This window comes from Achromobacter sp. GW823-FHT04E03 (assembly GCF_058796095.1).
The window spans coordinates 1,131,091-1,155,460 of sequence record NZ_JBXAIJ010000002.1 but is presented as its reverse complement, the minus strand read 5'-3'; the positions used below and the strand labels follow the sequence as shown (position 1 = coordinate 1,155,460).

The following is a 24,370-nucleotide window of genomic DNA, read 5'->3' as shown; positions in this document are numbered from 1 at the left end:
AAACACGGCCGTTTCCGTCCGAACATTACAGGAATGTAAACCGCCAGCAATGTGACGGTCAGACGCGCCTCCCTATAGTGGCCCCTTTGTCCACACAGCGGCGGAGCGGCAATGCTTGAAGCGATGGATCTTGGTTGCATGCGCGCGGAGCGCCCGCTGTTCAAGCAACTGGCCTTGCAGGTGGCGCCCGGCGAATGCCTCTTCGTCCACGGACGCAACGGCAGCGGCAAGACCAGCCTGCTGCGCATTCTGGCGGGCTTGGCGCAGCCCGCTCGCGGCAAGGTGCTGTGGCAGGGACTCGGCATTTCGCAACTTGGCAGCAACTATCGCAGCCAGTTCTTCTATTTGGGGCATGCCGACGGCCTCAATGGTGAACTCAGCGCTATCCAGAATCTGCGGGCGCTACAGGCCGCAAGCGGACACGCGGAGCGTCCCGCGGCGATTGCCTCCGCGCTGCACGAGGCAGGACTCGACGACAAGCAGCATCTTCCTATCCGCGCCCTGTCGGCTGGCCAGAGGCGGCGGGCGGCCCTCGCCCGCCTGCTTGCCGAATTCCGCCCCCTCTGGATTCTCGACGAACCCGTGACCGCCCTGGACGCCACCGCTCACGCGTGGCTGGCGCGCGCCATGGATCGCCATCTGCGCGATGGCGGCGCGATCGTGGCGACGAGCCATCAGGCGATCGCGCTGGACCATGCGCACAAGCAGATCCGGCTTGGCTCCTAGCGCATGAGTTCCATGCCGAAATTGCTCGCAGCCATTGCGCTGCGCGACCTGCGCATCGCCCAACGGCGCGCCAGCGACACGCTGACGCCGCTGGCCTTCTTCCTGGTGGCTGCCAGCCTGTTTCCCCTGGCGGTCGGCCCCGAACGGGAAACGCTGCGCGTCATTGCGCCAGGCGTGCTCTGGGTGACGGCCTTGCTGTCCTGCCTGATGTCGCTGGGCCGCCTGTTCGAGGCAGACCATCGCGACGGTTCACTGGAGCAGTTGATACTGTCCGCCGCGCCCTTGCCGGTGATCGTGCTGGGCAAGGTAGCGGCCCACTGGCTGCTGTCCGGTTTGCCGCTGACCTTGCTTGCGCCCGTGCTGGGCCTGCAATTCGGCCTGGATGCCGCCGCCCTTCTGATCCTGACGCTGGGCCTGGCCATCGGCACGCCCGCGCTTGGCCTGATCGGCGCCATAGGCGCGGCGCTCACCCTGACCGCGCGCGGCGGCGGCGCGCTGCTGGCCCTGCTGGTGCTGCCCCTCTTCATTCCCATTCTGGTATTCGGCGCGGGCGCTGTGCAGGCAGCGCAAAGCGGCCTGGGCGCGAATGCGCACCTGTCGCTGTTGGGCGCCGTGCTGGCCTTGTCCCTGTTCCTCGCGCCGCTGGGCGCGGCCGCCGCCCTACGCATCTCGCTTGAATGAGGAACCCATGATCCGCTGGTTTCACTATGCCTCGCCCAAGGCCTTCTATCCCCTGGCCGGAAAAGCAATCCCCTGGTTCGCCACGGCCGCGGTCCTGCTGGCCGCGGCCGGCCTCTATATCGGCTTTATCGCCGCGCCCGCCGATTTTCAGCAGGGCCAGGGCTACCGCATCATCTTCGTCCATGTCCCGGTCTCCTGGATGTCGATGTTCGTTTATCTGGTGATGGCGTTCTGGGCGTTGGTCCACCTGGTTTTCAACAGCAGGCTGTCAGCCATGATGATCGCCGCGCTGGCACCCACCGGCGCGTTGTTCACGTTTCTTTCGCTGTGGACCGGCGCGCTATGGGGCAAGCCCATGTGGGGCGCCTGGTGGGTCTGGGATGCGCGGCTGACCTCGGAATTGATCCTGCTGTTCCTGTACGCGGGCTATATCGCGTTGAGGGCCGCCATCGACGATCCGCAGCGCGCCGACCGCGCCGGATCGGTGCTGGTGCTGGCCGGCGTGGTCAACATTCCCATCATCTATTTCTCGGTGCAATGGTGGAGCACCTTGCACCAGGGCGCTTCGGTCTCGCTGACCGCCGCACCAAGCATGGCCGGCATCATGCTCGCCGGCATGCTGCTGATGTCCCTGGCCGCGTGGATGTACAGCATCGCAACGGCGCTGGCGCGCCTGCGCTGCATCGTGCTCGAGCGCGAGCGGCACGCGGCCTGGATCCGCGAACAATGGAGTAGCGAATGATGCACTGGTCCAGTCTGGGCGAGTTCCTCGCCATGGGCGGTTATGCGCTTTACGTGTGGGGATCGCTGCTGATGACGGCGTTCCTGCTGGGCAGCGAACAGCTGCTGCTGGCGCGCCGCCGCCGCGCAATCCTGGCGGGGCCGCCCCCCGTTCAATGGCGGGAGGGCGGCGATGAGTAAGCGGACACGTCGCTTGTGGCTCGTCCTGGGCGGGCTGGCCTCGGTGGGCGTGGCCAGCGCGCTGGTGCTCAACGCCTTCCAGAGCAATCTGGTGTTCTTCTACACGCCCACCCAGGTCAGCAATAACGAAGCGCCGGCTGGACGCGCCTTCCGCGTGGGCGGCATGGTCGAAGGCGGCAGCGTGCAGCGCACGCCGGGCTCGCTCACCGTCCGTTTCGTCGTGACCGATACGGCCCACACCGTCCGCGTGGCCTATGAAGGCATCCTGCCGGACCTGTTCAGCGAAGGAAAGGGCGTCGTGGCGCAGGGCCGGCTGGACGGCGATGGCCTGTTCCGCGCCGACGAGGTGCTGGCCAAGCATGACGAGAACTACATGCCCCCCGAGGCGCAGCACGCGATCGATCAGGCCGTATCGCAGGCCGCACCGAAGACCGCCCCCCAGGAGGCCCGCTCCCGATGATTCCGGAACTCGCTCATTTCGCCCTGATCCTGACGCTGTTCGTGGCGCTGGTGCAAGGTGCGCTCGCGCTGCGCGGCGCGGCCCTGGACCGCGCGGACTGGATCGCCATTGCGCGGCCCGCCGCGCAGATCCAGTTCCTGCTGGTTTCGTTCAGCCTTGGGGCGCTGATCTGGTCTTTCGCGGCCAAGGACTATTCGGTGGCCTATGTGGCCTACAACTCGAACTCCCAATTGCCCTTGTTCTACCGCATCGCGGCGACCTGGGGCGGGCATGAAGGCTCGCTGCTGCTATGGATGTTCATGCAGACGGGCTGGGCCGGCGCGGTCAGCCTGTTTTCGCGGCAGTTGCCCGACGCCATGGTCGCGCGCGTGCTCGGCGTGCTGGGCCTGATCAGCGCGGGCTTCCTGCTGTTCGTGCTGCTGACGTCGAATCCGTTCGAACGCCTGGTCCCGGCCCCGGCTGACGGATTGGACCTGAACACGCTGCTGCAGGACATCGGCCTGATCTTCCACCCGCCGCTGCTGTACATGGGCTATGTCGGGTTCTCGGTGGCGTTTGCGTTCGCCATCGCCGCGCTGCTGTCGGGCAATCTGGACGCGGTCTGGGCCCGCTGGTCGCGCCCATGGACCACTGCGGCCTGGCTGTTCCTGACGCTGGGCATCGCGGTCGGCAGCTGGTGGGCCTACTACGAGCTGGGTTGGGGCGGCTGGTGGTTCTGGGACCCGGTGGAAAACGCCTCCTTCATCCCCTGGCTGGCCGGCACGGCGCTGATCCACTCGCTGGCCGTGACCGAAAAGCGCGGCAGCTTCAAGAGCTGGACCGTGCTGCTGGCGATCGGCACGTTTGCACTGGCCTTGCTGGGCGCGTTCCTGGTGCGTTCGGGCGTGCTGACCTCGGTGCATGCGTTCGCGACGGACCCGGCGCGCGGCGTATTCATCCTGGCGCTGTTCACCGCCACGGTCGGCAGCTCCCTGTTCCTGTATGCCCTGCGCGCGCCCCGGATCGGCCACGGCGGCCAGTTCACGTTCGTATCGCGCGAATCGCTATTGCTGGTCAACAACGTGCTGCTGGCGGTTGCCGCCGCGAGCGTGTTGCTGGGCACGCTATATCCGCTGCTCATCGACGCGCTGGGCCTGGGCAAGCTGTCGGTCGGACCACCCTACTTCAACGCGGTCTTCGTGCCGCTGATGGTGCCCGCGCTGCTGCTCATGGCGGTGGGGCCCATGGCCAACTGGAAATCGGCCGATGCTGGCAGCCTGCTCAAACGCCTGTCGATTCCCGCGGCGCTGGCCGTGCTGGCGGGCGTGGGCGTTCCCCTGCTCTTCGAGCGTTGGTCCGGGGGCACGGCGCTGGGGCTGGGACTGGCCGCGTGGTTGGCGACCGCCATCGCCGTGGACGTCGTCAAGCGCATCCGCGCGACCCGCGACCGCTGGTGGCGCCAGCCACGCAGCTGGCTGGGCATGCATCTGGCTCACCTGGGCGTGGCGGTGTTCGTCACGGGGGTTACGCTGGTGGGCAGCTACGAGACCGAACAGGATCTGCTGATGCAGCCCGGGCAAAGCGCGCCAGTGGCTTCGTATCGCGTCGAATTCAAGGGCGTGGCGCGCGTGCGCGGCCCGAACTACGAATCCGATATGGGAACCTTCGCGCTCTACCGCGGCGAAAAGCGCCTGCGCGACCTGCATCCAGAAAAGCGCACTTATGCGTCCTCGGCGCTGCCGATGACGGAGGCGGCCATCGCCGCCAACGGCCTGCGCCATGTCTACGTCGCCCTGGGCGAACCCATGGAGCAAGGCGCCTGGAGCGTGCGCCTGTACTACAAGCCGTTCGTCGACTGGATCTGGGGCGGCTGCATCCTCATGGCCCTGGGCGGGCTGCTGGCGATCAGCGATCCACGCTACCGCCTGAAGCGCCGCGAGAAAAAACAGCCGCAACGCGCAGTACCGCAGGCGCCGGCGGAGGCCCGGCCATGAGCCGCTACATCTGGCCCCTGGCGGGCTTCGTGGTGCTGGTGTTCTTTCTAGGAATAGGCCTGACCCTCAACCCGTCCGAAGTGCCGTCGCCGCTGATCGACAAGCCCGCGCCCGCGTTTGCCCTGCCCGAACTGCATGAGCCCCAGAAGACCTTCACGCCTGAGAGCATGAAAGGCCGGGTATGGGTGCTGAACGTCTGGGCGTCGTGGTGCTATGCCTGCCTAACGGAACACCCCTATATCCAGGAGTTGTCGTCGCAGCACGGCGTGCCTGTCATAGGCTTGAACTACAAGGACATACGGGACGAAGCCATCGCCTGGCTGGCGCGCAACGGCGATTCCTACGAGGCGTCCGTGTCCGACACCGACGGCAAGGTCGGCATCGACTACGGCGTCTACGGCGTGCCGGAGACCTTCGTCATCGACCAGGCCGGGACCATCCGCTACAAGCACATCGGCCCGGTGACGCGCGAATCCCTGCGCGACACCCTGCTTCCGCTGATCCGGGGGCTGCAATGAAGATACTCCTGCGCGTATTCGCGCTATCGCTGGCGTTGGGCTACGGCGCGGGCGCCCAAGGCTCGACTGACGACCGCCGCGTCACCGAGATCGCCTCGGAATTGCGCTGCCTGGTCTGCCAGAACGAATCCATTGCCGCCTCGCGCGCCGACCTCGCCGTCGATCTGCGCCGCGAGATCCGTCAGCAGCTGGACGCCGGCAAGTCCGAGGCCGACATCCTGGCCTATATGGAGGCCAGGTACGGCGACTTCATCCTCTACCGGCCGCGCCTGAAAGCCTCCACGCTGCTGCTCTGGTTCGGCCCGGCTGCGCTGCTGGCCGCCGGGCTGGCCGCGCTGGCCCTGACCTTGCGCCGTCGCAGGCTGCGCCAGCGCCCCCCCGCGCTGACGCCTGCCGAGCGCCGGGCTGCCGACGCCCTGCTGGGCGTCGACGCTGAAAAAGGATCTGGAACATGACTCAGCTCTTCTATCTGTCGGCCGCGTTGATGGCCGCCGTCGTCACCCTATGGCTGATCGCCGCCCTGCGGCGTGCGCCCGCCGCCAGCGCCGCCAACAAGCGCCGGGCGGCGAACGTGGCGGTGCTGCGCGACCAGCTGCGCGAGCTGGAGCGGGACCGCGCCAACGGCATCCTCTCGCAAGACGCCTTCGCCGAAGCGCGCACCGAGCTACAGCGGCTGGCGCTGGAAGAAGCCGGCGAAACGCAAGACCGTGCCACGGCGACGAACCCCGGCCGGCTGCTGCCTGCGAGCCTGGCCCTCGCGCTGCCTCTGGCCGCCATAATTGCCTATGTGGCGCTGGGCAACCCCGCCGCCATCGCCCCGCCTCAGGCGCCTGTCGCACAACCCAAGGTCACCGCCGCCGACATCCGGGCCATGGTGGCCAAACTTGAGACCCGCCTGGCGAGCAATCCCGACGACTATCAGGGGTGGCTGATGCTGGCCCGTTCCCACCGCTACTTCGGCCGGCACGCCGACGCGGTCCAGTCCTTTGCCCGGGCCGCGCCGGTGGTGGACAGCAACCCGGCAGCCCTGGCCGAGTACGCCGAATCGCTGGTGCTCAGCGCCAACCGGGGTTTCGGCGGACAGCCTGACCAGCTGTTGCGGCGCGCGTTGGACCTCAACCCCGAGGAGCCGCTGGCCCTGATGCTGGCGGGCGCAAGCCGCTTTGACCAGCGCGATTTCCCGGCGGCCATCGATTTCTGGCAACGCCTGCTGGCCAGGCTGCCTGCCGGCAGCGACATGGCGCGCACCGTCAATGAGGGCATCACGCTGGCCCGCCAGCGCCAGCGCGAAGGCGCTGCGCCATGATCGCGGCGGCCCGTCATGCTTGACCTGTCCCTCATCGGCTTGGCCACCGCTTTCATCGCGGGGACCGCATCGTTTCTGTCGCCTTGCGTGCTGCCGCTGGTGCCAGGCTATCTGTCTTACATCGCGGGCGGATCCGGCGCGTCCGCGGATGATGGCCGTGCGCTGCGCTGGCGCATGCTGGGGCTGGCGGCCTGCTTCGTCGCCGGCTTCTCTACTGTCTTTGTCATCTTCGGGGCCAGCGTCACGGCGCTGAGCCGCCTGCTGCTGTCCTACCGCTACGAACTGAACCTGGCCGCAGGCGCCATCATCGCGCTGGCGGGCTTGATGTTGCTGGGCGTCCTGCGCCTGCCCGCCTGGGCGCAGCGCTACTACCGGTTCGATCCGGCGGGCCAGGGCAGCCCCGGCAGCGCCGCGATCCTGGGCGCCGCGTTCGGATTCGGCTGGACGCCTTGCATCGGCCCGATCCTGGCCGGCATCCTGGCGCTGGGCGCGGCCTCGGCCAGTGTGGGCCAGGGCGTGGCCCTGCTGGGCGTCTACGCACTGGGACTGGGCGTCCCCTTTTTAGCGGCAGCCTGGTTCATGAGCCCCTTCCTGCGCCGCATGCAGGGCCTGCAACGCGCCGGCCGGATCCTGCGGATCCTGACCGGGCTGATCCTGATCGTGATGGGCTGGGCCATCGCCACCGGCCAATTGGCCCGTTTCGCCATCTGGATGCTGCTGACCTTCCCCGCCTTGGGCAGACTGGGCTGAGCCAGGTCAAAACTCGTCCGATCAAACGCTTGACCTTGACATCATTGGAATCTTTATAGTGACACCCATCAGCAGGAAATTCCAAGTTTTCAAGGAGCGGATATGAGTGCCATCCCAGCAGACAGCGTCGCGGTCAGCCTGCCTATCGAAGGCATGACCTGCGCCTCGTGCGTGGGCCGGGTCGAAAAGGCCTTGAAGGCCGTGCCGGGCGTCAACCAGGCCAGCGTCAACCTGGCGACCGAACGCGCCGACATCACGTTTGCAGGGGCGCCGGACGTCGCCGCCGCCGTGCAGGCGGTGCAGAAGGCGGGTTACGCCGTCGCCGAAACCACGATCGAACTGTCGGTCACCGGCATGACCTGCGCCTCCTGCGTGGGCCGCGTCGAAAAAGCCCTGAAGGCGGTGCCCGGCGTCAGCAGCGCCAGCGTCAACCTCGCTACCGAGCGCGCCAGCATCACCGCGGCCGGCGGCGTGCCCGCCAGCGCCCTGATCCAGGCGGTGGCCAAGGCCGGCTACGAAGCCAAGCCCCTGGCCGCCGAAGCCAGCGACACCGACGCCGTGGCCGAACGCCAGGCCGCCGAGCTGAAGTCACTGAAGCGCGCGCTGACCGTCGCCACGATCTTCGCGCTGCCGGTGTTCATCCTGGAAATGGGCGCGCACATCGTGCCGGCGTTCCACCACGTCATCGCCGAAACCATCGGCACGCAGAACAGCTGGTACCTGCAATTCGTGCTGGCCAGCATCGTGCTGTTCGGCCCCGGCCTGCGCTTCTTCAAGAAAGGTATCCCCGCGCTGCTGCGCGGCGCGCCCGACATGAACTCGCTGGTGGCGGTGGGCACGTCCGCCGCCTATGCCTATTCGGTGGTCGCCACCTTCGCGGCCGGACTGCTGCCCGCCGGCACCGTCAACGTCTATTACGAGGCCGCCGCGGTCATCGTGGCGCTGATCCTGCTGGGCCGCTACATGGAGGCACGCGCCAAGGGCAACACGTCCGAGGCCATCAAGCGCCTGCTCGGCCTGCAGGCCAAGACCGCGCGCGTCGTGCGCAACGGCGCGACGCTGGAACTCGCCATCGAGGAAGTGGTGGCGGGCGACCTGATCGAAGTCCGCCCCGGCGAACGCATCCCGGTGGATGGCGAGGTGGTGGAAGGCAACAGCTTCATCGACGAGTCCATGATCAGCGGCGAGCCCGTGCCCGTCGAAAAGCAGCCCGGCTCCGAAGTGGTCGGCGGCACCGTCAACCAGAACGGCGCGCTGACGTTCCGCGCCACCAAGGTCGGCGGCGACACGCTGCTGGCGCAGATCATCCGCATGGTCGAACAGGCGCAAGGCTCCAAGCTGCCGATCCAGGCCCTGGTGGACCGCATCACCATGTGGTTCGTGCCTGCCGTCATGGCGGCGGCCGTCGTGACCTTCATCATCTGGCTGACGTTCGGCCCCGAACCCGCCCTGACCTTCGCGCTGGTCAATGCCGTGGCCGTGCTGATCATCGCCTGCCCCTGCGCCATGGGCCTGGCCACGCCGACCTCCATCATGGTGGGCACGGGCCGCGCCGCGCAGATGGGCGTGCTGTTCCGCAAGGGCGAAGCGCTGCAATCGCTGAAGGACGCGCAGGTCGTGGCCGTGGACAAGACCGGCACGCTGACCAAGGGCCGTCCCGAGCTGACCGACCTGATCGTTGCACAGGGCTTCGAACGCGCTGCGGTGCTGGGCAAGGTTGCCACCGTCGAGGCCAAGTCGGAACACCCGATCGCCCAAGCCATCGTGGATGCGGCGCGCGCCGAGAACATTGCGCTGGGCACGATTTCGCAATTCGAATCGATCACCGGCTTTGGCGTCAGCGCCCGGGTCGACGGCGACCTGGTCGAGATCGGCGCCGACCGCTTCATGCGCGAACTGGGCCTGAGCGTCGAGTCCTTCGGTTCGGACGCCGCGCGCCTGGGCGACGAAGGCAAGACGCCGCTGTACGCCGCCATCAATGGCCAGCTGGCCGCCATGATCGCCGTGGCTGACCCCATCAAGGAAACCACGGCCGCCGCGATCCGCGCCCTGCATGACCTGGGTCTGAAGGTCGCGATGATCACCGGCGACAACCGCCGCACCGGCGAGGCCATCGCCCGCCAGCTCGGCATCGACGAAGTCGTCGCCGAAGTGCTGCCCGACGGCAAGGTCGCGGCGGTGCAGCGCCTGAAGCAGCAGTACGGTCCCATCGCCTACGTGGGCGACGGCATCAACGATGCGCCGGCCCTGGCCGAAGCGGACGTGGGCCTGGCCATCGGCACCGGCACGGACATCGCCATCGAAGCCGCCGACGTGGTGCTGATGTCGGGAGACCTGGGCGGCGTGCCCAACGCCATCGCGCTGTCCAAGGCCACCATCCGCAACATCAAGCAGAACCTGTTCTGGGCGTTTGCCTACAACGTGGCGCTGATCCCGGTAGCGGCAGGCTTGCTGTATCCGGTCAACGGCAGCCTGCTGTCTCCGGTGTTCGCGGCGGGCGCGATGGCCTTGTCCAGCGTGTTCGTGCTGAGCAACGCGTTGCGGCTGCGCCGCTTCGCCGCGCCCTTCCCGGCCCGCGGCTGAGCGGGGCTTCCCAGCAGCCGCCGGGAAGCGCTCTTCCCGCAGGTTCTACTGCTTCGGCGCGCTGGCCACCAGCGCGCCGAATTTCTTGTCCAGCTCCGCCAGCGCATCGTTGATGTGGGCGCGGCGCGCCTTGATCCAGGCGTCCTGCTCAGCCAGCTGCGCGCGCGCTTCCTTCAGCATGCGCTCCATTTCCGCCGGCTGCGGACCGCCCGAAGTGGCGCGGTTCTTGACGATGGCCACGGGATCCAGCGTGGAGCGGAACTCCGCCTCGCTCATCGGCAGTTCGTTGCCGTACTTCGAGTCCTTCATGGCGTCCGCATAGATACGGCGCGCCTGCTCATACGGGAAGTCCAGCGGCTTGATGTTGTTGGCCTTGGCGTAGCTGACGACCTCGGACGCAAAGTGGTGGCCGTCGCGGAACGGCAGCTTGTACTTGCGCATCAGCACGTCGGCCAGTTCCTGCGAGGCCGTCCAGTCGCTGTTCAGTTCTTCCAGCGCGCGGTCGGGGCTGAGGACCATGGCCTTCAACACCCGGTCCCAGCGCTTGAGCGCCGAAATCCCGGCATCCACCATGGCGGAATTCTGCTTCACGTCCTTCGGATCGCTCATGCCTGGCGTGATGTTGTGCGTCTGCACCACCGGCCCCATGGCCAGCGTCACGGCCGTGGAGGCATCGCTGCGGGTATCGTTGAGCAGGCCGGGATTGCGCTTCTGCGGCATGGCGCTGGACACGTAGGTGTTGCCGCCCCCCTCTTCCAGCAGGATCCAGGGACGCGGCTGGGCGTACTGGGTCATTACGTCCTCGACGAAATTGCCGGTGCGCAGCGCAATGCTGGTGACGATGGAGGCGACTTCCACCGGCTGATCCATGGACGAGATCTGCGAGGCGTCATAGGCGTTGTCCACCAGTGCGGCGAAGCCCAGGTACTGCGCCATGCGCTTGCGGTCCAGCGGCCAGCTGGTGCCGTTGAGCACCGTCGTGCCCATCGGCGAACGGTCGATGCGCACGTAGGCCTCACGGATGCGCTGGGCGTCGCGGGCCAGGCCGGCGGCCTGCCCCAGCAGATAGTGTCCATAGCTGTTAGGCTGCGCCGCCACGCCATTGGTGTAGTTCGGCACGATGGTAGCTGCATGCTTGCCCGCCAGTTCCACCAGCGTGGTGGAGGTGGCGTTCAGCTGGGCCGCCAGGTCCAGCAGCTTGTCGCGCAGGATGGCGCTGCGGTAGGTCGCGTGCATGTCCTGGCTGGAGCGCCCCGCGTGCAGCAGCGTCACATCCTCGCCCGCCGCCTTGATCAGCAGCGGCTCGAAGGTGATGACGCTGGCCGGGCGCTTGGCGCCCGGCTGGTTGCCGTCGTTGATCACCTTGGCCACGCCGGCCGCCAGTCGCGGCGCCATGGACTTGTCCAGCAGCCCCTCGTCCGTGTTGATGACGGCAGTGGCCTTGTTGATCTCGCCCAGCCAGAAGAACGGATCGCGCGGCACGGAGGCCGCGGGCTGGGCTTGCTGGGCCGATGCCTGCGCGCCGAGCGTCAAGGCAAGCGCGGCGCTCAGGGCGGGAAGTAGATGTCTCATGGCTGTCTCGTTAGGATGGCGAGCGGCCAGTGTATCGACGGGCCTGACGGGGGGAAATGGCGGATTTCACCGAGCCAGGCGGGATTTCCTGACGATTTCCTTTAACATACCGCGCAAAAACCACGACATTCGCCCATGCCCCGTCCGAATCTGACCAACGCCGAAACCCTGTGCCAGATCGCCAAGCTGGGCAGCTTCCGCGCTGCGGCCGAACGGCTGCACACTTCCCAACCCGCCGTCTCGGCGCGCATGAAAGAGCTGGAGCAGTCGCTGGGCTTTCCGCTGTTCGAAAAGCGCGGCCGCCGGCTGGAACTGACGGTGCCCGCACGCCGCTTCGTCGAACGCGTGGAACCGCTGCTGCTGGCGGTGGAAGACGCCTTCACCGACGCGGAGGCCGTCAACAACGCGGCCGGCACGGTGCGCATCGGCATGGGCGAGATTTCCATGACCTGGTTTTCACGCGTGGTGCCCGAGCTGCGCCGCGCCCTGCCGCGCGTTTCCTACGAGATAGAGCTGGACCTGGCGATCAAGCTGCAGGAGCACCTGACGTCCGGCGCGCTGGACATTGCCATCATGGCCAATCATCTGCGCGACGACCAGTTCATCTGCGAATCGCTGGGCACGACCCGCATGTCGTGGATGGTCTCGTCCCGGCTGCTTAGCGACGCGGAAGGCAAGCCCCGCAGCATGCAATCGCTACTGCAAACCGAGCCGCTGTGGTGCGTATCGCGTCCGTCGGGCTTCTTTGGCCCGGCGCAGGACGAGTTGCGCGACATGGGCGCCAACCTGGACAACATCTGCAGCTGCAATCGCCTGAACAGCCTGATCGAAGTCGTCGAGGCGGGCGGCGGCATCGCGCAGTTGCCGGAAATGATGGTGGCCGAACAAGTTCGCGCCGGCACCCTGGTGCTGGTGGACCCGGCGCTGACGCCGCTGACGCTGGAGTTCACCATCGCCATCCACCGCAACCAGGGCCAGTCCGTCGTCCATCAGGTCGCCGAAGCCCTTGCCCGGCTGGGCAAGGCGGCTACCGGCCACGCCTGAGAACTCGCGGCCGCGTTCAGGCGTCGAGCAGCGCGCGCTTCTGCACCTTGCCGCTGGCGTTGCGCGGCAGCTCAGCCATGAACTGCACGTGCTCGGGCACCTTGAAGTACGCCAGCCGCCCGGCGCAATAGGTCTTGATGGCATCCGCATCCGCCTGGTGCCCTGCGTGCAGCACGACGAAAGCCTTGACCGACTGGTCGCGCACCGGATCGGGTATGCCCACCACGGCCACGTCGCGCACGGCCGGATGCCCCATCAGGGCCTCTTCCACTTCCGCGGCCGAGATATTCTCGCCGGCCCGCTTGATCACCTCCTTCTTGCGGCCGAAGAAAAAGAAGTTGCCCTTGGCGTCCTGGTAGCCGAGATCCCCCGTGTGCAGCCAGCCGCCCTCGAACACGGCCTGCGTCGCAGCCGGGTCGCGGTAGTAGCCCAGGGTCAGCGTGCGCCCAGGACGTCCGCGCACCACGATCTCGCCCACTGCGCCTACGGCGACCGGCCGGTTGTCGTCGTCGACCACGAACACTTCGCGGTCGGGCGTGGCGCGCCCGATGGACGGATAGGCGGACGGCGATGCATGCGGCTGCAAGGTGATGTAGAGCATGGTCTCCGACTGCCCATAGCCATTGCGCAGCGGGATGCGGAAACGCTCGATGAACGCCGCGATCTCGGCTTCCGAAATATTGATGGCATAGCCCGCGTACCGCACCTGATGCGCCGTATCGAAAGGCGTGGGCGGCTGGTTCAACAAGGTTCGGCACAGCATGCCGGACAGGCTGCAGATCGTGATGCGGTGTTCGATGAGCTGGCGCAGGTAGCGCGTGGCGCTATAGCGTTCCCCGATCACCGCGGTGGCGCCCGCGGTCAGGCAGGACAGCACGGTTTCCTGGCAGTTGGCGTGGAACAGCGGCTTGTTGTTGAACACGCGGTCAGCGCGGCCAATGCCGCTGTTGGCTGCGCCCGCCTGGCCACACCAGAGCAGATTGGCGTGGGTGAGCATCACGCCCTTGGGCCGCGCCGACGTGCCCGAGGTGTACAGGATCTGGGCAAGGTCGTCGCTGCACAGCTCGGGAGCCCGGTAATCCGCGGATTCCGCAGCCAGCGCACCGCTCAATCCTTCCTGCCCCAGGCTGCCGCGCGCCACCGGCACGATATCCGGCGCCTGGTCCATCCCGGCGCACACTTCGCGAACCAGCGCTTCATGCGCAGGCTCGACCAGCGCCAGCGCGGGCTGGCAATGCTCAAGCTGATAGGCCACTTCCGGCGCAGTGAGATGGATGTTGCCCGCCACGATGACGGCGCCCGCCAGCATCAGGCCCATCCACAGCGGCACGTACTCCGCCGTGTTGCCCATGAATACGAATACGCGGTCGCCCGGCTTCACGCCGCGCGCCTGCAAGCCCGCGGCAAATGCGCGGGCCGCTTCGCGTAATTGGATGAAACTCAACTGGCTGATGTCGCCGTTGTGGTACTCATGCACGATCGCCAGCTTATGCCCGTGGCACAGCGCCTGTTCATCGAGCAAATCCGTGATCCCGCGGTTTCCTGCAGCGTCCATCCAGCCTCCGGCTATTCTGATTTTTCAAGGGCGCGCCGGCTCCTTGCCGCCGCGCCCATGGGTAGGAAAATCAGTATAGGTAGCGGAATTTCGCCGCACTAGCTAAACGTTTTTATGCATATCCATCAAGGTTTTTCATGCCTGCCGGCATGGCCGAATGATTGATGGAATTTATGCGTTTCCATCAAAACGTTTGCTTAGTCGACAGCGGCTGGAAAACCTATACTCCGTTTGAAAGAGGCCACGCAGCAGAGGCGCCGGCCAGACCAAGAAGAATGCAAAACCGGAGGAGCTGCCGTGCAAGAGGCACCGATCAAGGACCAGGTTTCGGCCGAGGAATGGGCAGTGCGTGTGGATCTCGCCGCGGCCTACAACCTGGCTGTCGAAATGCGCATGACCGACCACATCTATACGCATATCTCGGCCCGGGTTCCCGGCGCCCAGCCGCACTTCCTGATCAATGCCTACGGCCTGATGTTCAACGAGATCACCGCCTCCAACCTGGTCAAGGTGGACATCGACGGCGGCATCCTGCTGGACCAGACCGGCCTGGGCATCAACCCCGCCGGCTTCGTCATCCATAGCGCCATCCATCGCGTCCGCCACGACGCGGCCTGCGTCATGCATACGCATACCGCGGCCGGCATCGCGGTGTCCGCGCAAGAGGCTGGCCTGCTCATGATTTCGCAGCATGCCATGCGCTTTCACAACCGCATCGGCTATCACGACTACGAAGGCGTCGCGCTCGACATGGACGAGCAGCAGCGCCTGATCGCCGATCTCGGCTCCCACAGCGCGATGATCCTGCGCAATCACGGCCTGCTGGTCTGCGGCGCCAGCGTGCCAGACGCCTTCGACGCCATGTTCTATCTGGAGCGCGCCTGCCAGGCGCAGGTCGCGGCGCTGGCCGGCGGCCTGCCGCTGGTTGTGCCCGGAGCCGAAGTTGCCGAGAAGGTCGGCCGCCAGTTCGACCGTCTGGACCGCCCGTCCCGCCACAAGCACTGGCCCCCCCTGCTCCGGCTGCTGCAACGCATCCGGCCCGAATACCAGGAATAGCGGCAACCGCGCCGCCATCCCGGCGGCCCTTTTTTCGCAGAGTAGAAATGAAAGATGCTCATCAATGCCGCGTCGCGGTATATGGTGCGGGCGCGATCGGCTGTCTGCTCGCCGCGCGCCTGGCCCAGGCAGGCTGCGAGGTGACCATGATCGCCCGCGGAAAGACGCTGGCCGCCTTGCGCCAGCACGGCGTCGGCTTGACGGTCGACGGCGTCACGCGCCACTACCCGGTGCGCGCCACCGACGAACCGCGCCAGGTGCGCGACGCGGACTACCTGATTCTTGCGGTCAAGCAACAGGCGCTGGACGATATCTCCGCGCACCTGGCGCCGATGCTCGCGCCGCAGGGCGCCGTGGTGCCGGCCGTAAACGGCATCCCCTGGTGGTATCTGCCCACGCTGGGCAGTCCCCTGGGCGACACGCCGCTGCAATCGGTGGATGGCCGCGGCGCCCTCAGGCGAGCGCTGCCTTTGGAGCGGGTGCTGGGCGCCGTGGTGTACATCGCGGCAAACGCCACCGCGCCTGGCATCGCGGCCCAGAACGCCCGCAACAATCTCATCCTCGGCGAACCGGACGGCTCCATGTCTGCGCGGGCCAATCGGCTCGCCGGGCTGTTGCAAGCTTCAGGCCTGCAATGCGAGGTCAGCGGCGACATCCTCCAAGCCGTCTGGATCAAGGCGATGGGCAACGCCACCTTCAACCCCTTGAGCGTGCTGGCCCGCGCCACCATGGAAGCCATGGTCCAGGATCCATATCTCGGAAAACTGGCGCGCGCCATGCTCGGCGAGTACCTGGCTCTGGGCCAGGCGCTCGGGCTCGAGCTGCCGGTCACCGTGGAACAACGCATGCAGGCAGCCGCCAGCGCCGGCGCCGCCCAGACCTCGATGCTGCAGGACGCGCTGCAAGGCAAGCCGCTGGAAACCGACGCCCTGGTCGGCGCCATGATCGAGATCGCAGCAAAGTTGAACCTGGACATGCCCCACGCCAACACGGTCTGGGGCTTGATCCGGCACCGGAGCCTCAGCGCAGGCTCCATCTGAACGCCACACCTAGAAAACCACAGGAGACAAACTCATGAAATGGCTATCGCATTGCCTGGCCGCAACCCTGATCTGCACGGGCGCAGCCGCCCACGCCCAGGACTATCCCAACAAGCCCATCAACATCGTGGTGCCCTTCACGCCCGGCGGCGTCACGGACGTGATGACCCGACAGGTCGCGGCCAAGCTGCAGGCAGATCTGGGCCAGCCGGTGGTGGTGGTCAACAAGCCCGGCGCCGGCACCATGATCGCCTCGGCCTACGTGGCCAAGGCGCCGCCCGACGGCTACACGCTGTTGATGGCGGCATCGTCCCTGGGCATCGCTCCCAGCCTGTACAAGAACACCGCGAACTACGACCCGGTCAAGGACTTCCAGCCCGTTTCGCTCATCGCCAGCGTGCCGCACGTCCTGGTGACGGGCAAGCAGGTGCAGGCGTCCAGCGTCAAGGAACTGATCGCCGCGCTCAAGAAGGACGGCAAATCGGCGACCTTCGCCTCTTCCGGCAACGGCACGTCCAACCATCTGGAGGGCGAGCTGTTCGCCGCGCTGACCGGACTGAAGATGACCCACATCCCCTACAAGGGCAGCGTTCCAGCGTTGACCTCCCTGGCTGGCGGCGAAGTCGACATGCTGTTCGTGGACATCGCGGCCGCCCAGCCTTTCCTCGATAGCGGCAAGGTGCGGCCGCTCGCCGTCACCACCAAGACGCGGTCCTCGGTGCTGCCCGACCTGCCCACGGTCGAGGAGTCCGGCCTGCCCGGCTACGACGCCATGCCCTGGCTGGGCATAGTGGCCCCGGCCGGCACGCCGTCCGCGGTCGTCGAAAGGCTGCAGGCATCCCTGCAGAAGATGAAGACGGCGCCCGACGTGCAGGAGCAGTTCAAGAAAATGGGCCTGGACGCCCTGTTCACCAAGCCGGGCGATTTCGGCGCCTTCATCGTCAGCGACAGCGCCAAATGGGCCGAGCTGATCAAGAAGTCCGGCGCAACCGCCGAGTAGGCCGCAACCCGATCCCCCACGCCACTCCTGGAAGGACCCTTACATGCATCGCGATACCCCGGCTCCGGCAACACCGTTCGGCAACGACCTGTGGGAGGCCACGCTCAAGCGCGCGCTGGCCAGCGCCAACATCCCCACTTTGCTCATGGTGCTGGTGCACCTGACGGGCGACACGCAATGGCTGTCCGAGCGCTACCAGTGCTCGCGCATTCGCGGCCTGGAAGACAACGACCCTGGCGGGTTGCCGGACGCCGTGCAGGAAGAGATCCGCGAGGCCGCGTACTCGGCCATCCTGCTGACCCGCCGCGGCCAGCAGCCCAAGCTGCCGGCGCCTGCGCATGAACAGCTGGTCGCCATGCTGCGCACCAGCATCGGGGAAGATGTTCCCGACTCGTACGGCCCCATGATCGCCGCCTGGCTGGGCCTGGACCCGGACTTCGCGCTGGAGCAACACGATGCGTTCCAGGTGCCGCAAGGCTATCGGGTGCTGGTCATCGGCGCCGGCGTGGCAGGCCTGTGCGCCGCGATCCGCCTGCAAGGCGCGGGCATTCCGTATGTGGTGATCGAGAAGAACGCCGAAGTCGGCGGCACCTGGTACGAGAACCGCTACCCTGGCGCGGGCGTGGACACCCCCAACCACATCTACTCGTATTCGTTCGCCAAGCACGACTGGTCGCGCTACTTCGCCTTGCAAGGCGAGATCCAGGGCTATTTCGAAAGCGTCGCCGACCAGCATGGCGTGCGCCCCAACATCCGCTTCAACACGCGCGTGGAGTCCGCCCGCTACGACGAAGACGCGCTGTGCTGGAACATACGCACGGTCGGGCAGGACGGCCAGGTCCAGGACTATGTGGCGGACATCCTCATTAGCGCGGTGGGCCTGCTGAACGTGCCCAAGCTGCCCCCCATACCCGGCCTGGAGAGTTTCAAGGGCCCCTGCTTCCATACGGCCAACTGGCCGGAAGGCCTGGACCTGCGCGGCAAGAACGTGGGCATCATCGGCAACGGCGCCAGCTCCATGCAGGTCGTTCCCGCAATCGCCGACCAGGTCCGCTCCCTGACCGTGTTCCAGCGCTCCAAGCAATGGGCCGCGCCCTTCGAGAAATTCCAGAAACCGGTGCCGGAGGACGTCCGCTTCCTGCTGCGCGAGGTGCCGTACTACCAGGAGTGGTATCGCCAACGGCTAGCCTGGATCTTCAACGACCGCGTCCACGCCACGCTGCAGATCGATCCGCAATGGCCGCACCCCGAGCGCGCCATCAATCAGATCAACGACAGGCACCGCGAACACTTCACCAGCTACATCAAGGCGGAACTCGGCGACCGCCAGGACCTGCTGCCGGACGTTCTGCCCGACTACCCTCCCTTCGGCAAACGCATGCTGATGGACAACGGCTGGTTCCGAACCATGGCCCGGGACCACGTCGAACTGGTCACGGGCGGCATCGCCCGGGTCACGGAAAACGCGGTGGTGAGCGACAACGGCCGGGCGCACGAACTGGACGTGCTGGTGGTCGCCACCGGTTTCGACGCGATCAACCTGTTGTCCTCGTTCAAGCTCTATGGCCGCGGCGGGCGCTCGATCCGCGAAGCCTGGGACGAAAAAGGGGCCGAGGCCTTCATGGGCGTCGCGGCGCCGGGCTTCCCCAACCTGTTCATCCTGGCCGGCCCCAACACCGCCCTGGGCCACGGCGGCAGCGTCGTCGCCCTGCTGGAGACCCAGGTGCGCTATGTCATGGGCCTATTGCAGCAAGGTCTGGACAAGGCCGGCGGACGCTTCGAGATCGAAGTCCGCAGGGACAGGCACGACGCCTACAACGCCCGTGTCCAGGCCGCCCATGACCGCATGATCTGGACCCACAAGGGCATGAGCAACTGGTACCGCAACGCGCATGGCAAGGTAGTGGCGCCCACTCCCTTCCGCAACGACGACTACTGGCACATGCTGCGCAAGACGGACATGGACGACTACCACTACCGTCCGGCGTCCGGCGAGGGCGAAACCGAGCCGTCCGCCGCCACTCGCGTCGAGACAGCCTGAATGGCGCATCCGCAGAAGAAGCGCTGCCTGGTACTGGGCTGCGGCGGCGTGACCGGGCTGGCCTGGGAGATCGGCGTCCTGGCGGGCCTGGCGCGCCAGGGCGTCGACCTCACCGCGGCGGACCTGTTCATCGGTTGCTCCGCAGGCTCCGTCGCCGGCGCGCAGCTGGCGCTGGGCGTCCCGCCCATGCAGCTGCTGGCGACGCAACTGGGAGGGACGGGCGCCGAACAATATCGTCCGTACTCGCAACAAGCCGCCGACGAAAAGAACCGCGAGCTGTTCGCCAAAGTGGGCGCGGACCTGCAACAGGCGCGCCGGCGCATCGGCGCCTACGCGCAGCGTTCCGCTACGCCCACACTGGCCGAACGCCGCGCCATCATCGCCGCGCGCCTGGGTGCAAGCGACTGGCCCACCCGTCCATTGCTTGTGATCGCGGTCGACACGACCACCGGCGAAGGGCGCAGTTTCAGCGCCGCCGACCAGGTCGATTTCGTCGATGCCATCGCCGCCAGCTGCGCCGTGCCGGGCGCCTGGCCGGCCGTGCCCATCGGCGGCGCGACCTACATGGACGGCGGCATCCGCTCCATGACCAATGCCGATATGGCGGCCGGCTATCAGCAGGTCGTAGTGCTGGCGCCGCTGGGTTATCGGGAAGGGAATCCGGTCAGCGGCCATCTGCGGCGCGAACTGCAGGCCCTGCGCGAGGCCGGCAGCCAGGTCCATGCCGTGCTGCCGGACGCGACCAGCGAGCAGGCCATCGGCGACAACGTGCTGGACCCGGCGCGCCGCGCCGACGCCGCCGAGGCCGGGCTGCGCCAGGCATCGGCGCTTGCGCAAACCCTGCGGCAAGCGTGGCGCTGAGCCTGTCCCGCACTCCGCCCAGCGCTGTTCCCCTCAGGAAAGCGGTCTGCCCACTTTCATGAATGTGGCAGGTATCGACATACCGCCAGCACCCTAGACTCCCCGTTCAAGCCCGGCCGCCGCGCGGCCTGGCCCCACCACGAACGCGGAGTTGATCATGAACGCATCACCGGCTGGCCTCAGACCCGCCGACTTCTTTTCCCCCACCGTCGCCGCCCTGATCTCGGTGCTGGTGAACTACGGCGGCACCTTCGTGCTGGTGTTCCAGGCCGCGGAGCTGGCCAGGCTGACTCCTGCCCAGACCGCGTCCTGGGTATGGGCGGTTTCCATCGGCGTCGGCATCACCGGCACACTGTTGAGCTGGCGCTACAAGGCGCCCGTCATTACGGCCTGGTCCACACCCGGCGTGGCGTTTCTGGCGACCGTGATGCCCTTCACGCCCTACGGCGAGGTCATCGGCGCGTACGTCCTGTCGGCGCTGGGCTTCGTCGTGCTCGGCCTGTCCGGCGCGTTCGAGAAGCTGGTGCGCATGATTCCGGGCGGCATTGCCGCCGGCCTGCTGGCCGGCATCCTGCTGCAATTCGGCGTCAATGCCTTCGGCGGGGCCAGCGCCGATCCACTGCTGGTAATCGTGCTGGTCATCTCCTATGCGCTGCTCAAGCGCTATACCTCGCGCTTTGCGGTGGTCGGCATTCTGGTCATCGGCCTTGCGCTGCTCATCGCACAAGGCCGCATCGACTTCTCGGCAGTCCACCTCAGCCTCGCAGCGCCGGTCTTCGAAATGCCGCAGTTCTCGCTGCAGGCCTTGCTGGGCGTCGCCCTGCCGCTCTTCATCATCACGCTGACGGGGCAATACATGCCCGGCATGCTGGTGCTGCGCAACGACGGCTATCAGACCAGCGCGAACCCGATCCTCACCGTGACGGGCCTGGGTTCGCTCCTCATGGCGCCCTTCGGCGCGCACGCCTTCAACGTGGCGGCGATCACCGCCGCGATCTGCACCGGCCGGGATGCGCATCCGGATCCCGCCAAACGCTACCTCGCGGGCCTGGCCTGCGGCGTGTTCTACATCCTGGTGGGCACCTTCGGCGTCACGCTGGCGACCTTGTTCATGGTGCTGCCCAAGGCATTCATCACCACGCTGGCCGGCCTTGCCTTGCTGGGCGCGATCGGCGGCAGCCTGGCCAATGCGATGGCCGACGCCCGCACCCGGGAGACCGCGCTCATCACCTTTCTGGCCACCGCCGCCAACGTCACCCTGCTGGGCGTGGGCGGCGCGTTCTGGGGGCTGGTCGCCGGCCTGACCGCGCACCTGCTCATCCATGGCGGCCAGCGGGCGCTGGCCGCCAATTCCTGACCTCTTCATCTCCATACGTCCATCGAAACAGGAACCACCGTGACGAACCCCAACCTTCCCGACAGCCTCGCACTGCCTTGCGTCAGCGCCCTGCCCTTGGCGCAGGCCGACCCCGGCATCTGGGGCGCCATCGACGCCGAACGGCGCCGGCAGAGGCACTCGATAGAACTCATCGCTTCCGAAAACTTCGTCAGCCGCGCGGTGCTGGAAGTCCAGGGCTCCGTGCTGACGAACAAGTACGCAGAGGGCTACCCTGGCCGCCGCTACTATGGCGGCTGCGTCAACGTGGACGTGACCGAGGAGATCGCCATCGAGCGCGCCACGCGTCTGTTCGGCGCCCGCTACGCCAACGTACAGCCCCACTCGGGCAGCCAGGCCAACCAGGCGGTCTACCTGGCGCTGCTGGCCCCCGGCGACAAGATCCTGGGCCTGGACCTGAGGGCGGGCGGACACCTGACCCATGGCTCCAAGGTCAACATGTCGGGACGCTGGCTGCAGGCGCTGAGCTACAGCGTCGATCCGGCTACGCATCGGGTGGACATGGACGAGGTCGAGCGCATCGCGCGGCAGGAAAGACCCAAGCTCATCATCGCCGGCGGCTCGGCCTACTCGCGCACGTTGGACTTCGCGCGTTTTCGCGCCATTGCCGATGAGACGGGCGCGATCTTCATGGCGGACATGGCGCATTTCGCCGGCCTGGCCGCGGCCGGCGCGTATCCCTCGCCGGTGCCGCATGCGCACGTCACGACCACCACCACCCACAAGACCTTGCGCGGCCCGCGCGGGGGCATGATCCTGACCGATGACGCCGAACTCGCCCGCAAGATCGATTCGGCCGTATTCCCGGGCCTGCAGGGCGGTCCGCTGATGCACATCATCGCCGCCAAGGCCGTGGCCCTGGGCGAAGCGCTGCAGCCCGCCTTCCGCACCTACGCCCACGCCGTGGTCGAGAATGCGCGCGTCCTGTGCCGCCGGCTGGCCGAAGGCGGCCTGTCCATCGTGTCGGGCGGCACCGACTGCCATCTGGGCGTGGTCGATCTGCGACCCTGGGGACTGGCCGGTAATACGGCGGAGCAAGCGCTGGAACAGGTTGGCATCACCTTGAACAAGAACGCCGTCCCCAACGACCCCGCCAAGCCGGCCGTTACCTCCGGCATACGCGTGGGCAGCGCCGCCTGCACGTCGCGCGGCATGGGACCCGCCGAATTCCAGGAAATCGGCGACATGATCCTGGCCTTGCTGGGCGGCGTGCGCGCCGGGGCCGTCGACGCCCGCACGGAAAGCGCCATCCGCGAAGGCGTGGCCGGGCTGGCCAGGCGCTTTCCGCTGCCGTACTGAAGCGCCCTAGCGCTTCAACGCATTCGACAGCCGCAGCACCGCGGCGTCGATCTCGTAGGCCGTCAACGACGCATAGCCCAGCAGCCAGCCCTGCTGCTTGTGATCGCCCGCATAGAGCCGGCTCAGTCCAGGTAGCCGAAGGCCCGCGGCCTCGGCTTGGCGGATGGTCTGCTCCTCGGACCATCCGCGCTCCAGCAGGCATGGGATCTGCAACCCGCCGGGAGGCCTGTAGGCCTGCACGACGCCGTCCAACTGCTTGCCCAGCGACTCCAGCAACACCTGCCGCCGTCCCGCGTACAGCTTGCGCATGGATCGCACGTGCGAGTTGTAATGGCCGTCGTCCATGAAGCGCGCCAGCGTCAGCTGCAGGATCTGCGGCGTATGCCCGTCCATGATGCTGCGCGCACGGGCAAAGGCATCGACCAGGCCGGGCGGCAGCGCCATATATCCCATCCTGAGACCCGGATACAGCGTCTTGCTGAACGTACCCAGGTAGAGTGTGCGCTGGTGCATGTCCAGCCCCTGCACGCAGGCCGTAGGCAGGCCGTCGTAGTGGAATTCGCTGTCGTAGTCGTCCTCGATGATCCATTTGCCGTGCTCCGCCGCCCAGCCGATCAGATCCAGCCTGCGCTCAAGCGATAGCGTCACGCCGGTGGGGTATTGGTGCGACGGCGTCACGTACACGCAGTTGGCGCCGCTGCGGTCCGCGCGCAGCAGGTCCGTGCGTATGCCCTGCGCGTCGACGTCGATGGGCACGATCCGCGTTTCCGCGGATTCGAAGGCCTTGCGGGCGCCGAAGTAGCCGGGGTTTTCCATCAGAATAGGCTTGCCGGCGTCCGTCAGCAATTGCGCGCACAGAAACAAGGCCTGGCGGGTGCTGCTCAACACCAGCACCTGCTCGGGCAAGACCTTGGCCCCGCGCTCCAGGTTCAGGTAGGCGGCGATGGCGCGGCGCAAGGGCTCGGCGCCCTGCGGGTCGCCATGCAGCAGCACATGGCTGCGGTAGTCCTTCAAGACCTGGCGCTGCAGCCGTTCCCAGACGTCGGTGGGAAAGCTGCGGGTTTCCGGCAGGCCCGTGGCGAACGCCTTGATGACCTGCTGGTCCGCGACCCCGCCGCTGTCCAGGATCATGCGCCCGCGCCGGCTCAGGCCTGCCCCCGGCGGTAGTGCGCCCAGCTTGTTGTCCAGCTTCGCGCGCCTACGCGCGGCGCCGCGCAGTTCGGTGCTCACGGTCTGCGACACGTAGCTGCCCGAGCCCTCGCGCCGCACGATGTAGCCGTCGCGGTGCAAATGCACATAGGCATTCTCCACTGTATCGCGCGCCACCCCCAGCGACTTGGCCAGCCCGCGGGTGGCGGGCAGCCTGAGGCCAGGCCCCAGCGCACCGTCGAGGATCAGGGCGCGCAGCGCCCGCTGAATTCTCTGATGCAGCTCCAGGCGCTGGAGCTCCGCATCGTTCATGCGCATCCTCAGCGTATCCAGCTCGAAGGTCTTAGGCATGTGGTCTGCTCACAAGAAGAAAACTGGCCTGTCCGGGCCGGCCATTCTATCCGTAGACTCACCCGATCGCCACGGCAACCGCGGGCGT

22 protein-coding genes are annotated in these 24,370 nt (G+C 67.1%); 19 read left to right on the top strand and 3 right to left on the bottom strand.

The genetic code is table 11. From position 1 onward, the window contains the following. The first annotated feature begins 111 nt into the window (after positions 1-111). From ccmA to AC1RHV_RS16655, 11 genes are all read left to right on the top strand, one after another. Positions 112-726: a cytochrome c biogenesis heme-transporting ATPase CcmA gene (ccmA, locus tag AC1RHV_RS16705; RefSeq protein WP_125472239.1), complete on the top strand. Its 615-nt coding sequence runs from the start codon at positions 112-114 to the stop codon at positions 724-726. A gap of 12 nt (positions 727-738) precedes the next feature. After that, complete coding sequence (gene ccmB / locus AC1RHV_RS16700; RefSeq protein ID WP_054452339.1) at positions 739-1,407, top strand: heme exporter protein CcmB; 669 nt, start codon at positions 739-741, stop codon at positions 1,405-1,407. Between the two features lie 7 nt (positions 1,408-1,414). Beyond that, positions 1,415-2,149, top strand: a complete 735-nt coding sequence (gene ccmC, locus AC1RHV_RS16695; RefSeq protein ID WP_042795263.1) for a heme ABC transporter permease CcmC — start codon at positions 1,415-1,417, stop codon at positions 2,147-2,149. After that, positions 2,146-2,328 (top strand): heme exporter protein CcmD, encoded by a 183-nt coding sequence (gene ccmD, locus AC1RHV_RS16690; protein ID WP_370126740.1) that lies wholly within the window; start codon positions 2,146-2,148, stop codon positions 2,326-2,328. Before ccmC ends, ccmD begins: the two co-directional genes overlap by 4 nt. Beyond that, positions 2,321-2,788, top strand: a complete 468-nt coding sequence (gene ccmE, locus AC1RHV_RS16685) for a cytochrome c maturation protein CcmE (protein WP_175212657.1) — start codon at positions 2,321-2,323, stop codon at positions 2,786-2,788. Before ccmD ends, ccmE begins: the two co-directional genes overlap by 8 nt. Beyond that, positions 2,785-4,761 carry a heme lyase CcmF/NrfE family subunit gene (locus AC1RHV_RS16680; protein ID WP_492301401.1) on the top strand — a complete coding sequence of 659 codons (1,977 nt, stop codon included), beginning with the start codon at positions 2,785-2,787 and terminating at the stop codon, positions 4,759-4,761. Before ccmE ends, AC1RHV_RS16680 begins: the two co-directional genes overlap by 4 nt. Next, positions 4,758-5,279 (top strand): DsbE family thiol:disulfide interchange protein, encoded by a 522-nt coding sequence (locus AC1RHV_RS16675; RefSeq protein WP_054452096.1) that lies wholly within the window; start codon positions 4,758-4,760, stop codon positions 5,277-5,279. Before AC1RHV_RS16680 ends, AC1RHV_RS16675 begins: the two co-directional genes overlap by 4 nt. Next, positions 5,276-5,734, top strand: a complete 459-nt coding sequence (locus tag AC1RHV_RS16670) for a cytochrome c-type biogenesis protein (RefSeq protein ID WP_492301398.1) — start codon at positions 5,276-5,278, stop codon at positions 5,732-5,734. The genes AC1RHV_RS16675 and AC1RHV_RS16670 overlap by 4 nt, the downstream gene beginning before the upstream one ends. Further along, a complete protein-coding gene (gene ccmI / locus AC1RHV_RS16665) occupies positions 5,731-6,585 on the top strand; it encodes a c-type cytochrome biogenesis protein CcmI (protein WP_492301396.1) in 855 nt (284 codons plus the stop codon). Before AC1RHV_RS16670 ends, ccmI begins: the two co-directional genes overlap by 4 nt. A 15-nt stretch (positions 6,586-6,600) precedes the next feature. Beyond that, the gene (locus AC1RHV_RS16660) at positions 6,601-7,335 is read left to right on the top strand and encodes a cytochrome c biogenesis CcdA family protein (protein WP_054452098.1); all 735 of its coding nucleotides are present in this window, start codon (positions 6,601-6,603) and stop codon (positions 7,333-7,335) included. 102 nt (positions 7,336-7,437) lie between these two features. Continuing rightward, positions 7,438-9,918, top strand: a complete 2,481-nt coding sequence (locus AC1RHV_RS16655; protein ID WP_192329427.1) for a heavy metal translocating P-type ATPase — start codon at positions 7,438-7,440, stop codon at positions 9,916-9,918. A gap of 45 nt (positions 9,919-9,963) precedes the next feature. Here the strand turns inward: AC1RHV_RS16655 and AC1RHV_RS16650 are convergent, their stop codons facing one another. Then, positions 9,964-11,490 carry an argininosuccinate lyase gene (locus AC1RHV_RS16650; protein ID WP_054452100.1) on the bottom strand — a complete coding sequence of 509 codons (1,527 nt, stop codon included), beginning with the start codon at positions 11,488-11,490 and terminating at the stop codon, positions 9,964-9,966. 135 nt (positions 11,491-11,625) lie between these two features. On the opposite strand from AC1RHV_RS16650, the gene AC1RHV_RS16645 reads away from it, so the two are divergent. Next, positions 11,626-12,534, top strand: coding sequence for a LysR family transcriptional regulator (locus AC1RHV_RS16645; protein ID WP_054452101.1), 909 nt, complete (start codon positions 11,626-11,628; stop codon positions 12,532-12,534). A gap of 16 nt (positions 12,535-12,550) precedes the next feature. Here AC1RHV_RS16645 and AC1RHV_RS16640 read toward each other — a convergent pair whose 3' ends face one another. Further along, the gene (locus AC1RHV_RS16640) at positions 12,551-14,089 is read right to left on the bottom strand and encodes a class I adenylate-forming enzyme family protein (RefSeq protein ID WP_192492333.1); all 1,539 of its coding nucleotides are present in this window, start codon (positions 14,087-14,089) and stop codon (positions 12,551-12,553) included. Between the two features lie 297 nt (positions 14,090-14,386). Here AC1RHV_RS16640 and AC1RHV_RS16635 point away from each other — a divergent pair, with 297 nt between their 5' ends. The 7 genes from AC1RHV_RS16635 (at position 14,387) to AC1RHV_RS16605 (ending at position 22,782) form a co-directional block, all read left to right on the top strand. Further along, complete coding sequence (locus AC1RHV_RS16635) at positions 14,387-15,145, top strand: class II aldolase/adducin family protein (protein WP_175212662.1); 759 nt, start codon at positions 14,387-14,389, stop codon at positions 15,143-15,145. 47 nt (positions 15,146-15,192) lie between these two features. After that, a complete protein-coding gene (locus tag AC1RHV_RS16630; RefSeq protein WP_306651547.1) occupies positions 15,193-16,185 on the top strand; it encodes a ketopantoate reductase family protein in 993 nt (330 codons plus the stop codon). 34 nt (positions 16,186-16,219) lie between these two features. Continuing rightward, positions 16,220-17,185, top strand: coding sequence for a Bug family tripartite tricarboxylate transporter substrate binding protein (locus AC1RHV_RS16625; RefSeq protein ID WP_306651549.1), 966 nt, complete (start codon positions 16,220-16,222; stop codon positions 17,183-17,185). A gap of 43 nt (positions 17,186-17,228) precedes the next feature. Beyond that, positions 17,229-19,226, top strand: coding sequence for a flavin-containing monooxygenase (locus AC1RHV_RS16620; RefSeq protein WP_492301393.1), 1,998 nt, complete (start codon positions 17,229-17,231; stop codon positions 19,224-19,226). Further along, positions 19,227-20,087 carry a patatin-like phospholipase family protein gene (locus AC1RHV_RS16615; protein ID WP_054452107.1) on the top strand — a complete coding sequence of 287 codons (861 nt, stop codon included), beginning with the start codon at positions 19,227-19,229 and terminating at the stop codon, positions 20,085-20,087. A gap of 157 nt (positions 20,088-20,244) precedes the next feature. Then, a complete protein-coding gene (locus AC1RHV_RS16610) occupies positions 20,245-21,444 on the top strand; it encodes a benzoate/H(+) symporter BenE family transporter (RefSeq protein ID WP_054452108.1) in 1,200 nt (399 codons plus the stop codon). A 39-nt stretch (positions 21,445-21,483) separates the two neighbouring features. Beyond that, positions 21,484-22,782 (top strand): serine hydroxymethyltransferase, encoded by a 1,299-nt coding sequence (locus AC1RHV_RS16605; protein WP_175159872.1) that lies wholly within the window; start codon positions 21,484-21,486, stop codon positions 22,780-22,782. Between the two features lie 6 nt (positions 22,783-22,788). Here AC1RHV_RS16605 and pdxR read toward each other — a convergent pair whose 3' ends face one another. Beyond that, the gene (pdxR, locus tag AC1RHV_RS16600; protein ID WP_492301390.1) at positions 22,789-24,282 is read right to left on the bottom strand and encodes a MocR-like pyridoxine biosynthesis transcription factor PdxR; all 1,494 of its coding nucleotides are present in this window, start codon (positions 24,280-24,282) and stop codon (positions 22,789-22,791) included. Positions 24,283-24,370: the final 88 nt, after the last annotated feature.

What these genes read in the sequence shown, in the direction of transcription:
- ccmA (WP_125472239.1), top strand. Translation starts at nt 112, where the DNA reads ATGCTTGAAGCGATGGATCTTGGTTGCATGCGCGCGGAGCGCCCGCTG.
- ccmB (WP_054452339.1), top strand. Translation starts at nt 739, where the DNA reads ATGCCGAAATTGCTCGCAGCCATTGCGCTGCGCGACCTGCGCATCGCC.
- ccmC (WP_042795263.1), top strand. Translation starts at nt 1,415, where the DNA reads ATGATCCGCTGGTTTCACTATGCCTCGCCCAAGGCCTTCTATCCCCTG.
- ccmD (WP_370126740.1), top strand. Translation starts at nt 2,146, where the DNA reads ATGATGCACTGGTCCAGTCTGGGCGAGTTCCTCGCCATGGGCGGTTAT.
- ccmE (WP_175212657.1), top strand. Translation starts at nt 2,321, where the DNA reads ATGAGTAAGCGGACACGTCGCTTGTGGCTCGTCCTGGGCGGGCTGGCC.
- AC1RHV_RS16680 (WP_492301401.1), top strand. Translation starts at nt 2,785, where the DNA reads ATGATTCCGGAACTCGCTCATTTCGCCCTGATCCTGACGCTGTTCGTG.
- AC1RHV_RS16675 (WP_054452096.1), top strand. Translation starts at nt 4,758, where the DNA reads ATGAGCCGCTACATCTGGCCCCTGGCGGGCTTCGTGGTGCTGGTGTTC.
- AC1RHV_RS16670 (WP_492301398.1), top strand. Translation starts at nt 5,276, where the DNA reads ATGAAGATACTCCTGCGCGTATTCGCGCTATCGCTGGCGTTGGGCTAC.
- ccmI (WP_492301396.1), top strand. Translation starts at nt 5,731, where the DNA reads ATGACTCAGCTCTTCTATCTGTCGGCCGCGTTGATGGCCGCCGTCGTC.
- AC1RHV_RS16660 (WP_054452098.1), top strand. Translation starts at nt 6,601, where the DNA reads ATGCTTGACCTGTCCCTCATCGGCTTGGCCACCGCTTTCATCGCGGGG.
- AC1RHV_RS16655 (WP_192329427.1), top strand. Translation starts at nt 7,438, where the DNA reads ATGAGTGCCATCCCAGCAGACAGCGTCGCGGTCAGCCTGCCTATCGAA.
- AC1RHV_RS16650 (WP_054452100.1), bottom strand. Translation starts at nt 11,490, where the DNA reads ATGAGACATCTACTTCCCGCCCTGAGCGCCGCGCTTGCCTTGACGCTC.
- AC1RHV_RS16645 (WP_054452101.1), top strand. Translation starts at nt 11,626, where the DNA reads ATGCCCCGTCCGAATCTGACCAACGCCGAAACCCTGTGCCAGATCGCC.
- AC1RHV_RS16640 (WP_192492333.1), bottom strand. Translation starts at nt 14,089, where the DNA reads ATGGACGCTGCAGGAAACCGCGGGATCACGGATTTGCTCGATGAACAG.
- AC1RHV_RS16630 (WP_306651547.1), top strand. Translation starts at nt 15,193, where the DNA reads ATGAAAGATGCTCATCAATGCCGCGTCGCGGTATATGGTGCGGGCGCG.
- AC1RHV_RS16625 (WP_306651549.1), top strand. Translation starts at nt 16,220, where the DNA reads ATGAAATGGCTATCGCATTGCCTGGCCGCAACCCTGATCTGCACGGGC.
- AC1RHV_RS16620 (WP_492301393.1), top strand. Translation starts at nt 17,229, where the DNA reads ATGCATCGCGATACCCCGGCTCCGGCAACACCGTTCGGCAACGACCTG.
- AC1RHV_RS16615 (WP_054452107.1), top strand. Translation starts at nt 19,227, where the DNA reads ATGGCGCATCCGCAGAAGAAGCGCTGCCTGGTACTGGGCTGCGGCGGC.
- AC1RHV_RS16610 (WP_054452108.1), top strand. Translation starts at nt 20,245, where the DNA reads ATGAACGCATCACCGGCTGGCCTCAGACCCGCCGACTTCTTTTCCCCC.
- pdxR (WP_492301390.1), bottom strand. Translation starts at nt 24,282, where the DNA reads ATGCCTAAGACCTTCGAGCTGGATACGCTGAGGATGCGCATGAACGAT.